At 40.2% G+C, this 12,555-nt stretch carries 13 protein-coding genes; 1 reads left to right on the top strand and 12 read right to left on the bottom strand.

The genetic code is table 11. The features are described 5' to 3' along the window. Positions 1-52 precede the first annotated feature (52 nt). The 10 genes from V2546_RS09110 to V2546_RS09065 form a co-directional block, all read right to left on the bottom strand. On the bottom strand, positions 53-286 hold the full coding sequence (locus V2546_RS09110; protein WP_118530298.1) for a helix-turn-helix domain-containing protein: 234 nt from the start codon (positions 284-286) through the stop codon (positions 53-55). 263 nt (positions 287-549) lie between these two features. Continuing rightward, entirely contained in the window at positions 550-972 is a 423-nt protein-coding gene (locus tag V2546_RS09105) for a DUF6431 domain-containing protein (protein WP_215702187.1), read from the bottom strand. 443 nt (positions 973-1,415) lie between these two features. Further along, positions 1,416-3,254 carry a glutamine--fructose-6-phosphate transaminase (isomerizing) gene (glmS, locus tag V2546_RS09100; RefSeq protein ID WP_329752127.1) on the bottom strand — a complete coding sequence of 613 codons (1,839 nt, stop codon included), beginning with the start codon at positions 3,252-3,254 and terminating at the stop codon, positions 1,416-1,418. A gap of 215 nt (positions 3,255-3,469) precedes the next feature. Beyond that, positions 3,470-4,582 carry a UDP-galactopyranose mutase gene (glf, locus tag V2546_RS09095; RefSeq protein WP_329752126.1) on the bottom strand — a complete coding sequence of 371 codons (1,113 nt, stop codon included), beginning with the start codon at positions 4,580-4,582 and terminating at the stop codon, positions 3,470-3,472. Between the two features lie 66 nt (positions 4,583-4,648). Continuing rightward, positions 4,649-5,245, bottom strand: coding sequence for a DUF6661 family protein (locus tag V2546_RS09090; protein ID WP_329752125.1), 597 nt, complete (start codon positions 5,243-5,245; stop codon positions 4,649-4,651). Beyond that, on the bottom strand, positions 5,235-5,852 hold the full coding sequence (locus V2546_RS09085) for an AAA family ATPase (RefSeq protein ID WP_329752124.1): 618 nt from the start codon (positions 5,850-5,852) through the stop codon (positions 5,235-5,237). The genes V2546_RS09090 and V2546_RS09085 overlap by 11 nt, the downstream gene beginning before the upstream one ends. A 102-nt stretch (positions 5,853-5,954) precedes the next feature. Beyond that, positions 5,955-6,299, bottom strand: coding sequence for an AAA family ATPase (locus V2546_RS09080; protein ID WP_329752123.1), 345 nt, complete (start codon positions 6,297-6,299; stop codon positions 5,955-5,957). A gap of 195 nt (positions 6,300-6,494) precedes the next feature. Next, the gene (locus V2546_RS09075) at positions 6,495-7,898 is read right to left on the bottom strand and encodes a hypothetical protein (protein WP_329752122.1); all 1,404 of its coding nucleotides are present in this window, start codon (positions 7,896-7,898) and stop codon (positions 6,495-6,497) included. Between the two features lie 4 nt (positions 7,899-7,902). Beyond that, positions 7,903-8,460, bottom strand: a complete 558-nt coding sequence (locus tag V2546_RS09070) for a uracil-DNA glycosylase family protein (RefSeq protein ID WP_329752121.1) — start codon at positions 8,458-8,460, stop codon at positions 7,903-7,905. A 6-nt stretch (positions 8,461-8,466) separates the two neighbouring features. Next, positions 8,467-9,792 (bottom strand): radical SAM protein, encoded by a 1,326-nt coding sequence (locus V2546_RS09065; RefSeq protein WP_329752120.1) that lies wholly within the window; start codon positions 9,790-9,792, stop codon positions 8,467-8,469. Between the two features lie 219 nt (positions 9,793-10,011). Here V2546_RS09065 and V2546_RS09060 point away from each other — a divergent pair, with 219 nt between their 5' ends. Further along, the gene (locus V2546_RS09060) at positions 10,012-10,188 is read left to right on the top strand and encodes a hypothetical protein (protein WP_329752119.1); all 177 of its coding nucleotides are present in this window, start codon (positions 10,012-10,014) and stop codon (positions 10,186-10,188) included. Between the two features lie 83 nt (positions 10,189-10,271). On the opposite strand, the gene V2546_RS09055 is transcribed toward V2546_RS09060, so the two are convergent. Both V2546_RS09055 and V2546_RS09050 read right to left on the bottom strand, forming a co-directional pair. Then, a complete protein-coding gene (locus V2546_RS09055) occupies positions 10,272-10,931 on the bottom strand; it encodes a hypothetical protein (protein ID WP_329752118.1) in 660 nt (219 codons plus the stop codon). Beyond that, complete coding sequence (locus tag V2546_RS09050) at positions 10,931-12,190, bottom strand: AAA family ATPase (protein ID WP_329752117.1); 1,260 nt, start codon at positions 12,188-12,190, stop codon at positions 10,931-10,933. Before V2546_RS09050 ends, V2546_RS09055 begins: the two co-directional genes overlap by 1 nt. Positions 12,191-12,555 lie beyond the last annotated feature (365 nt).

Raw genomic sequence — 12,555 nt, 5'->3', positions numbered from 1 at the left:
GAAAGAGGTTTAAAAACGGCTGGTCTTTATCGGAATCATTTTCCGGTAAAGATCAGCGTCCGTGAACCTGTTTTTCGCTCTTTTCGTCCTCGAAGGAAACTTCCATTACATCCTCGATCCTGCAGTCTAAGATCCTGCAGAGCGTCTCCAGCGTATGTGTAGAGACATATGTATTCTTTTTCAGACGGCTCATCTGACCGGAGCTTAAGCCAAACTCCTTGATCAGCCGGTACTGACTGATCTTTCTCTTTTCCATGGTCTCCCACAGGCGATTGTAACTTACCATTTTCTCCTCCGCACACGGCAATCCGGCACACGTTTCAGCCGAACAGATACAGGCCGAACAAACACTTTTCCTGATATCATCTATATACCATACATTGACACTATTTGTATATTGTCCATAATTGGACTATATATTTACCACACTTGGACAAGGCGACATTATCAAAACGGCCGGCCAGCCATTCCTGACTGACCGGCAACCATACTCACTGATCACACAATTGCAGGCACCGCACCTGCCGCTTTTTCATTTTCCCTGTTATCTTAATTGCCCGCGCACCGGCAGCCAGGCTCACCTTCCGTCCGGCTCTCCTTTTCGGCTTCCTTCTCCATCTGAAGCACCTGACATTCCAGCTGCAGTTTCTCCCGGTTCCAGCGGTAGATCGTCGACTGCTCCGCCGAACAGTTCCGCTCTCCTCTCACCGTCTCGATGATCGCCTCCCGCGCATAGTGCTTATGCGGGAGCATAATATCAGGAAGATGCAGGTGGATGCGTCCGCATATCTTGCATTTGTACCGGCGCAGAACAAACATCTGTACCGTCCCGTCGGACAGGATCAGCTTTCTTCTTTTACTGTCCCGGACCGTCATAGCTCCACCACAATGCGGGCATTCCGGAGCGCTCGATGGAATAATATAATACATTCCATTACGCTCAATTTTCGTGTACTTGTTTGATACGATCATATGTATTCCTCCTCCATTCGTTGTCTGTCAGGACCCCCATCGCCTTTCGATTTGATCAAAAACCCGTATCCCGGTCTCATGGGGTGTTGAGCCCGGAACAGCGCCCGCAAACTTATTGATCATGTCATAAGATCCCGTTATCCCGCCTCACGAAAAGCCGCTGCCCGACGCCGTTTTCCGCATATATCCGACGCCGGCTCCCGCCCTTCCCGACAGGATCCGTTTTCCCTTAACATGTTCTATTAATATAAACGTAAGAAAATCGAAAATGTGACAGGAAAAATGAAAAAAGTTGAATTTTTTTGACCAGAAAGAGATTCTTGCTTACGGGGTTGCATTTTGCAAGAAACGGTGTAATGTAATTGTTGAGAAGCTGAACAGATAAACTAAAAAAAGTGCCAAGTCAAAAGTTATCCTTTACGACTCGACACTTTTTATTTTCCTTACTCCACCGTCACACTCTTCGCCAGATTCCTAGGCTTATCCACATCCAGACCCTTTGCGACAGATACATAATATCCAAGCAGCTGCAGCGGGATCACCGCCAGACTCGCCGCAAATAACGGCTCTGTCTTCGGAATGTAGATCACGAAATCAGCGCTGTCCTCGATGCTGTAGTTTCCATACGTCGTGAGCGCCATCAGGTACGCCCCGCGGCTCTTGCACTCGACCATGTTGCTGACTGTCTTCTCATAGAGATTCTGCTGCGTCAGAACGCCGATCACAAGCGTTCCCGGCTCAATCAGGCTGATCGTCCCGTGTTTCAGCTCCCCGGCCGCATACGCCTCAGAGTGGATGTAACTGATCTCCTTCATCTTTAAGCTGCCTTCCATGCTGACCGCATAGTCAAGCCCGCGCCCGATAAAGAACATATCCTGCGCATTCATCTGCTTTGCGGCAAACCACTGGATCCGCTCCTTGTCCTCGAGAAGCTTTTCGATCTTCTCCGGGATTGTCTGCAGCTCCGCAAGAAGCTCCGCCGTCCGGTCCTCATCGATCACACCGCGGACACGCGCAAACTCTGTTGCAAGAAGATACGAGGCGATCAGCTGTGTGCTGTACGCCTTCGTCGTCGCAACCGCGATCTCCGGACCTGCAAGTGTATAGAAGACATGATCCGCCTCACGCGCGATCGTGGAACCGACCACGTTGACGATCGCCAACGTCTTCACACCATGTGCCTTCGCCTCACGCAGCGCCGCAAGACTGTCCGCCGTCTCCCCGGACTGGCTCACGATGATCACCAGGGAATTCGGTGCAAACAAGAGTCTCCGATACCGGAATTCCGAAGCGAGCTCCACACGGACCGGGATCTGCGCCAGTTCCTCGATCACATACTGTGCCGCAACGCCGACATGGTAAGCCGATCCGCACGCCACGATATAGATCTGTCCAAGCTTTGCGATCTCTTCCTCTGAAAGCCCGACTCCGCTCAAGTCGATCTTTCCGTCCTTCACGACAGAATTGATCGTATCACGGATCGCCTTCGGCTGCTCATGGATCTCCTTGATCATAAAGTGCTCATAGCCGGCTTTCTCTGCCGCCTCGGCATCCCACTGGATCTCCACCAGATCTTTTTCGATCTCGTCCCCGTCAAGGTTATAGAAGGTCACTTTCCCCTTCTGAAGACGGCACATCTCCATATTTCCGATATAATAAACACTTCTCGTATACTTTAAGATTGCCGGAACATCCGAAGCGACAAACGACTCGCCATCCGCCACGCCGATGATCATCGGGCTGTCCTTTCTCGCCGCGTAGATCTCCTCCGGATAATCCTTGAACATGACTGCAAGCGCGTAGGAACCGCGGATCCGCACCATCGCGTGGTTGATCGCATCCACCGGAGTATGCTCATATTTCTTATAATAGTAGTCGATCAGCTTGATCGCAACCTCTGTATCCGTATCGGAATAAAACGTATATCCCTTATTCTGAAGCTTTTCCCGGAGTTCCTGGTAATTCTCGATAATTCCATTATGAACGCCGACGACGTTCCGGTCATCGCTGCAATGCGGATGTGCATTCAGCTCACTCGGCTCCCCGTGCGTCGCCCAGCGCGTATGACCGATCCCGCAGGTTCCATGCATCGCCATTCCATCATTTGTCTTCTCTGCGAGAACGCGGAGACGGCCTTTCGCCTTGACGATCTCCACATCCTTCTCCCCGTCGCGGACCGCAATTCCCGCCGAGTCATATCCGCGATACTCTAATTTCGCAAGTCCCTCAAGCAGGATCGGGGCCGCCTGTCTATGTCCTGTAAATCCAACAATTCCACACATATATAAATCTTCCTGTCTTTCAAATTTTTATTCCCTGTCCGACGACAGTTATCCCGATTATATCATTTTCCGACGGTCAGCACAATAGCGTCTTCGATGCAAAAGCCCGCAATGAAGAAAAGGAAGCTCCTAAACAACAGAGCCGGTCCCTCACCCGGAACCGGCTCTGTATTGCAAACTTTTCTACATGCTCTGGCAGGAGATTCCCCTTCCATTTACAGCATTTTCTCACACATCTCCAACGCCGATGCGATCACCGCATCCATATCATAATACTTATACTCACCTAAACGGCCACCGAATACGACCTTCTGCTCGCCCTCTGCGAGCTTTTTGTACTCCGCATAGAGATTTCCATTCTTCTCATCATTGACCGGGTAATACGGCTCATCTCCGGGCTTCCATTCGGAGCTGTACTCACGGCTGATCACCGTCTTCGGGATCTCGTTTCCTTCATCATCTTTTCCAAACTCAAACCACTTGTGCTCAATGATACGCGTCCACGGAGTATCCGCATCCGTATAGTTCACAGCCGCATTGCCCTGGAAATTCGGTTTATCAAGAAGCTCAGTCTCAAAGCGGACGGAACGGTATTCCAATGCGCCAAGCTTAAAGTCAAAATACGCATCGATCGCGCCCGTGTAGATCACCTTCTCTGCCATCGCGTCATACGCTTCCTTCTCTGCCAGATAATCCACACCAAGCTTTACCTCAATCCCGTCAAGCATGTTCGCGACCATCTTCGTATATCCGCCCATCGGGATTCCCTGATATAACGCATTAAAATAGTTATTATCAAACGTCAGACGCACCGGAAGTCGCTTAATGATAAACGACGGAAGCTCCGAACACGGTCTTCCCCACTGCTTCTCGGTATAGCCCTTTACAAGCTTTTCATAAATATCAGTTCCAACAAGGCTGATCGCCTGCTCCTCGAGATTCTTCGGCTCCGTGATCCCGGCCGCTTTCTTCTGCTCCTCGATCTTTGCAGCCGCTTCCTCCGGCGTTACAACGCCCCACATCTTATTAAACGTGTACATGTTAAACGGCAGCGAATACAGCTCCCCATGATAATTTGCTACCGGAGAATTTGTAAAACGATTGAATTCTGCAAACTGATTCACATACTCCCAGACCTTGCGGTTATTGGTATGGAAAATATGTGCGCCATATTTATGTACATGGATCTTCTCGATATCCTCCGTATAAACATTTCCCGCAATATTCGGACGCTTATCGATCACTAAAACAGATTTTCCATGTTTCTTCGCCTCATGCGCAAATACTGCGCCGTAAAGTCCTGCTCCTACTACTAAATAATCGTACATTGTATTTTTCTCCTTCCAAAATATTTGATTCGTGTATACATACTTCATAACCTAAGCCTTATCGTCTCAGCTCGTAATATGAAACACCCTAGGATCATAGGAATCAGAATCAACAACAGATACTCTGCAATTGAACCATCTCAGCTTCCGGTTCATACTGTCCTGTAATGACTGCATGATCATCTTTTTGCTGCGCGTTTTGCTTCCAAAATCTCCTTCCAGAAACAAGATTACATATTTCTTTTTTGAGTCATCCGAAAACGATTCAGATGACAAAAACTGGATAAACTTGTCAAATTCACTCAGACAATCTTTTTTATCCCCGAATGACTTTGCTCCGATTATGGAAGCTATTGTCATAGCTACTTTCTGTGTTACTTCAATATCCAGGCTATCTCTTCCTGTAAGATCAAGAGTTGTACTGGCTGTTTCCTTTTTCTTGTTATCCGGTGCAATTCTCCATCTGCAATTACCCTCATCGCCTCTGCAGTTTTTCGCCTCTATAAATGCAATCTGATTCGGACTTACAGAAACAAAATCGATACCCTTTGATCCTGGAAATCTATTGAAATAATCTCGATAAAATAACGTATCATCAAACTTGATCACTATGCTTTTTTCGGGAAAACCAAATTTCAATCCGCTTTCTTCTTTAATTACCATAAATAATCCTCTGTTCTCTGTCGTACATCGCATCAAACTCCTGCATAATCGCATTATGCGCAAGGTCTGAAGCCGAATGAGTCATCTCATAGTGGACATCATGTGTCTTTTCATCCCTGTATAAAGATAAAAAGCGCACATCCAGCTTCGATGGATTCAGTTCTGGATAAGATGCAACCATATTAAATTCCTGCTGAATAAAATAATCGTGTGTTGATACAAAAACCTGTACCCCCATCTGAGCCAGAGCAACCAATGCCTGTACGATCGGGCGGATCATTTTCGGATTCATATTTGTCTCCGGCTCGTCCCAGAATAAGATCGTATTCCTGTTCAGACTCCCCGACAGAATCATATAGATGATCATCGATAATTTTCTGTACCCATCAGAAAGCAATCCCATCTCAAATTCGCCTTCACCTTTTATTTTAAAATAAAACTTTTTATCTCTCTGCACGATATTACCTTTCATAATATCTTCCAGACTGCTTAAAATCTGATTCTGCTCGTTTGTATTTGGTCCCTTGGAAAGAGGACGATCCAAAAGTTTTGCAAGATCGTAATACATTTCCTCAAAGTCAATATGATACTCCTCATATAGTGTCACGAAATGTTCCACCGTAGAGATCATTTCTTTTGTTGGAATGTAAATCGCTTCATATTTCTCCGCAGATTTGCTTTTTATAATATTGATATCTGCATGATTCGCCTATCCACGGCTAAATCCAGCCGAGACTTTCTGTTTTTTATCAAGATCCACCGAAAAATCTGTTCTCTTGTTTCCTCTTTTTCGACTCACCAAACGCCCCAGTTTCATTTCATCCGGTCGAAAAACTCCCTGCAGTTTTTTCACAAAATACTGCTCTTCCATCTCTTTTGTCAAATTTTCACGATTTACTTCATTTAAAGGCTTAATAAGAGAATACATCGCCTTCAGTAATGTTGTCTTTCCGGTACTGTTCTCTCCGCAGATAACATTAATATTATCCGACCAATCCAATTGTAAGTTTTCAAAAGCCATGAAATTACTCAGGGTCAGCTTTTTTATTTTCATACGTGTTCTTCACCTCCTGCAGCTTTCTTAATATCTATTATTATTTGCAAAACCGATTATCAGTTAGCAGATTCAATGACCTTCTCCCTGTAATCACCTATCTGGTTCTTAGGTAAATTCCTGCCAAATACATGTCGAAGGTTACGGTGTAATAAATACATAATTTTTCTAAAACGCTTAACATTTTTTATTAAATCAATTCAAACTAAAACTCTGTGGAAGAATGCCTTTTTCCTTTAATTTAAATATCAAATCCGTAACTTTATCAACTCGGGTTATGTATTTGATATATTCCCAATTATGTTCTCGCGCCTTCGATATATTTTTCTCTTGATCGTCAATCAATAATATTTGAAATGGGTAGTTTATTTTGAATTTTTTCTTTACATAATCAAAGTATTGTTCAAATGCATCATTAGATGGCTTAGAACAATTTTGTTCATATGAGAAAAAATGCTCTGTACAACATGAGGGGAGATAATGTTCTCGTAAATATTTATTTCCATTATCAATATCCAGATTCGAAAATGGTACAATATAGATTCCCTCTTCACCAATATACTCAAAAATCTTCTTCATTTGTTCGTTTGGTTTCCAAATATTTCCCCACTTATGTAGGATATTTTCCCAGTCTTCTTCCGTAAGATTATTGCATTTATACTTAGAACTTGTTTTTTCTTTAATAAATTCTTTTATAGATATTTCTCCAAGCATTAGTTTATTGTCTATGTTCAATTTGTCATCTTTATTTTTGTGTATTGCGAGACCATAATCTTTTTTTATATACTCATAAAAATCGTCTATATCTCCATCAAAATATACTCCTCCCAAATCCAATGCTATACATTTTATAACCGGATTCAAGGATTCTGAAAACACATGATCAAATTCTTTACTTATAGTCTGTAATAGATATCCACTGTCAATGGTGGTTAGTTCAAATTGTCTTTTATTAGTGTATGAATAGTCTATACGCGTAGCAAACAAACCAATGTTTCTAGTTCGTGTGTCCATTTTAATTTGTGCTTTTAGGTTTGCAATTCCTTCTTTTATTGTGTAATATCGAATCTGATTACCACTTTCCATAAACGTATGATAAAGCTTAATTAAAGAATCGACATCTGTCTGTTCACATAATAGTCTGGCTTTATCTCCTAGTTTTCGAATATTTTCACTCTGCTGATTATAGTTTTCATCTCCAAGAAAATTCAAATCTTTTCCAATAATTTTTAGTTCTGATGCATCACTTGTAAAATCATCAAAACGTTTTTTTACTTCTTTCTCACTTATCATTTGAGATTTTTCCCAGGAATTTCCAATATAAATACCAATGATCGCTAATATTATATTTGATATGATCGAGTAAAATATTCCTAATTTTTCAGCCATAGAAAATAAATACTTTAACCACGAATATTTTATTTCGGATCCATCAACAATCTCAAAAAAATTAGGCATATTTAGAGCAAAAAGAGCCATACTCCATGCTGTATACAATATTGTTCGTTTAATATTCCCCGAGCCCCTAAACCAGCTCACAAAGACAATGATCAACATTATAATAAATGGCAATAAATATAAATATTCTGCAATTTTCATCTGATTATTCCCCGAAAATTTCTGATATGATTGTTCTAAAAAGATCTATATGCAATTGGCTTCTATTTTTCGATCTCATTAAATATGATGGATGATACATAGAAACTATCCATTTATTCTCGTACCTCAATATCGGGATTTTCTCTTCTTCTGGTTTTTTTAATTGTATATTCCATTTTATCGCAAATGTTTCTCTCACCCTGTCACCTAATAAAACTATAGCGCGTGGAGATATCTCTTCAATTTCTCTTATTACACGGGAAAAACATTCTTCAATTTCCTCTTGATTTGGATAACGTAATTTACCATACATGTCAATTGGTGCACATTTTACAAGATTGGTCCTGTAAACTGTCAAACCTAATCTGGCACATAGTTTTTCCAATTCATCTATAAGTTTTCCGCTTCGTGTCCTTGAATCTAAAGGGACTTCATTTTCAAATTTCCGTATTTTTGCTGAAAGACCTATTACCATTATATCTGCCTTCTTATCATTAGATAACAAAGGGGGTTGCAATCCAAATAAGGGACATTTATGACATTCTTCCATTTTAAAAGACATTTCCATTCACTCCACTATATTATTAATACATTTTTTTATATACGCATCTTCAACTTCCGAAAAGTTTCCGGCTACAAAACTATATTGTTTCTTCGAAGAGGTATTATTTCCAATTTCAAAATCTCCCATTTTTATTTCTTCTTTTATAAGTTTATCATAAATTTCTGTTCCATGATAAGGTCTAAATTGAAAAGCAGTTGCTCGGAATTTTCCTCTTTTATTATATGACATCTGTTTAAGTCGATGCGCTAGATATACAGTCTCATCCATTTGATTCTTCGTTTCGTGTGGGAAACCACATATGAAATATCCTTTTATATCAATACCCGCACTTAAAATCTCTTCACATATAGATAAAATTTCTTCAACCGATCCCAATTTATGAATTCGTTCTCTAATTACCTGACTTCCTGATTCTATTCCTATAAATATCTCATCACACCCACACTGTTTTAAAGGAATGAGCAAATCCTTTGTATTTTTGAATGTATTTATATGTGCCATACATCTCCAATGTATATTGGGGAATTTTTTGAATATGGCAACTGCCTTTAGAATACTTTTTCTATCTTTCAAAAACAAGTCATCCAGAATACGTATTGAATTAATTTCTGGATCTATCACAAGTAGATTATTTATTTCTCTTATAATACTCGCTTCAGAACTTGTCCTAACTGTCAATTCTGGATTTGCATATCTGGATCCACCACAAAATGCACAATTATACCAGCAACCTCTCGATGTAATAATGCATCCTTCAAATCGCCCATAATGATTCTGGATGTATCTGTTCTTAAATAGGCTTCTATCTAAAATACATTTGTTTAGATCATTTGGGTAATACACAGATTTTGGAGTTACAAGATAGGCTTTTTGATTATTGCACGAATATATTGGTGCTTCCTTACTTTTTCCCTGCAAAATATCATAATATATCCAATCACATTCCCCTATCATGTAAACAACTCTTTTTTCTCCCCAATTCCATGTGCTCATCTCTCTCCAAATATATTCGACTGCTTTACCACCTATATAAAAGTTCACTTTTCTTTTAACTTTCTCCACTATAGAATTCAGTAAATCCATATTGATTGAAAAGACATTGAAAGCAACATTTAAAACTTTAGAGTTATTTATCAAATCACTTATTTCTTCTATCCCCAGCCGATCTTGCACACAATCTATAATGCATGCTCTAATCCCTTGACGTAATAAATTAGAAACTATATATCCCTGTCCCAACGGAGGCAGGTAATCTTCTCCATCGTCCGTACTTACCCGGTAAATAGGAGAATTAAAAAATACAATATCGTATTTGTTAATATTATACATTTTTCCTCTTTTACTGTGAACTCTGCAAAAAAGTTACACTAAAAATCATCATGGGCTCAAAAACGTCATAATCTCATCAAAATTTTTACTGCTTTTCAGGGCATCGCATATTTGCTTGCTTTTTATGAAGCAACACCTTGAATTATCGGTTTTAGTGGAACTCAAATGCAGAGTTCACATTATAGTGATCTTATCAAAAACAGATATGATGGACCGAGGATGATCCAGTTATCCGATAAACAGTTAAACGGCCTTGGCAAAAAACCTCTTGTTGTGATCGTTTCTTCTTTACAGGATCAACTTCGTTCCCTCCAGTCCCAGCTCAACCAGGCCAATGCGCAACTCTCTGACAACAACCGGCAGATCGAACTGATCACGGAACAGATCCGTATGTGAACTTCCTCGATAATTAACTCTCGTCTCTGAACAGCGAGAGTTAATTATCGAGGAAGTTCACACCAAAATGAAAGTTAAATCTGTTATTTTAACCACTTTTCCGATTCCGGATAATATCCTTTATTATCACGTATATAATTTCTTTTAAATGCTGCAAACCTAGATTCCCTGCGTAGTAATGCCTGCACTTTTCTGGATAAAAATGCTGATTTCGGAGACTTTTTCAATTCTTCCAAAGCATCATACAATATGTTCATTTCAAGGTTTAGCTCTTTGTATCTATGTTCACTTTTATAGACCCTCATACCTGTATTTTTAAGATTAAATACTTCCATGATAAGCTCTGCTGTCAAAATTGCCTTCTTATCCTCTTTGTCGATTGCCTCAACTTTTACTTCTTCATTCTCCAGTTCAAATGACAGCCTTTCTTCTGGATCCTCCTTACAGCAATCAATAATGCCATCCTGATATTTCTTCTGATTTTTTACATTATTGCAATGTCCGCAAGCCCAGAAAAGATTGTTCCAGTCAAACTTCCGTTGTACGTATTTTCCATTCATATGCGGTAACAAATGTTCAATCTGGGGATCCTGCAACTGATCTATTTCGCAAATATAGCACTTGTTATGAAAATCATCCTTTAATCTTTCTACAACATCATCGCATGAATAGCTTCCATTTGGCTTCTGAGCTTCAATTTCAAGTGATTCCGGTGCTGGATAGCTTCGTTGTACTTTTACCATTAGATATCCTCTCTATTCCTCAGCTGTGCCTTCAAGCGTTGATATTCTGTCGTAATCCCCAGTGCAAGATAATCCGGAATCTCATCCAGATACATTTCCAGTCTTGATATTTGTTCAAGATCATCATCAGTAAGGGGCTTCTTTGTTGCCAGATATTTGTACTGTTCAAATTTTTCCTTTAAACTATCAGACATACAATCTGACTCAAAATATCCTTCTACAATTCCCTCATATGGAATATTGGCCAATCCATTTTCTACCAACAGATGTTTTTCCAGATCATAAATCACTGCATTTTCCAGACTGTTTAAAATAAACGGCGAGTGCGTCGACACAATGAACTGTACATTCGGGAAGATTGTCGTCAGCATCCCTAATATCTTTTTCTGTAATTCCAGATGCAAATGTGTCTCTATCTCGTCAATTAAAACAATGCCTGGGACAGTGAAATCAAATACTCTGTTCCCCTGGCTTTCCATGCGAATGATCAAATCTACCACAATATCAAGAACCGCTGCATATCCACTTGACAATGTGTTAAAGTCAAACGGTTCCCGACCATCCATTTCAATGGAAAAACGGAATGTATCTTCATCAAATATCAGTCGCACCGTATCATTCTCAAATATATCTCTTAGAAGCTGCTGAAATTTGTCAAACCATTCCTTTATTCTTTCTGCTTTTTCAGGCTTATTATTGCTTGCGGCCAATGCCTGAGTCATTTTTAGATCCAGCAAATATTTTAAGAAATCATGTCTCGGATTCTCCGAAATTCTGTATCCCTTTTTCAAGTTGACTTTTTCAACATATTCAGGGATCTGGGCAGAAAAAATACGGTCCGCCTTATAATACGAAACTACGAATTTTCCATCGGAAAATAACGGTTTTATATCATATAATGACGTATTCATCTTTAACATAAGACCACCCGTGGATTTTTTTATTAATTCTTTGCAATATGCTAAAGTATTTTTCTGTTTTCTAATATCATGTTCTTCTGCCCCTGAGTTTAATGCATATTTCAGATTGCTTTCCGCTAATTTTTCAGTTTTGATTACATCCATCGGTTGATCCGATGTTGTCACCGAATTTAAAAAAACCGAGATCGCATCCAGTAGACTTGTTTTTCCAGACCCATTCTTTCCGGTAAGAATCAAATGTTTTTTTTCATTTGAAGACAATGAAATTTCTAAATTTTGTAAATGTCTTACTTTATTAACTTTAATCTTTGTAACATAAATTTCTTTCTGCTCCGGCATACTTCTCCTTTTCCTTGCAGGTTCCTGTTCATTTATATATACATCATTTCTAATTAAAAAAAGCAGCCTCTGGACATGATGCCCAATAGGCTGCCAGATTTTTTCATTTGTCTTTCTGTGCTTCTGCACATGCCATATTCTCTATCCAAATCATAGCATATTTTACGTTTCACCACAAGTTAATACTTCATAAACGCAGTGGACCCTAAAATGAAAATTTAAATTCCACTTCTCCAAAGGGCATGCGGACGAAAAGTTGGACTGTGTAATGCCTGACATGTTATGAGGTACACACAAGAACAAATATCGACAGCACTTGTATTACTAAAAGCGACAGGATCCCCAGACAAAGTTGTCCAAACCTT

Origin of the sequence: Clostridium sp. CM74B_53 (genome assembly GCF_036318045.1) — a bacterium.
Classification (GTDB): Bacteria; Bacillota; Clostridia; order Lachnospirales; family Lachnospiraceae; genus Pilosibacter.
Note: the sequence above shows the minus strand (reverse complement) of the source record. Positions and strands in the feature narration are given on the sequence as shown.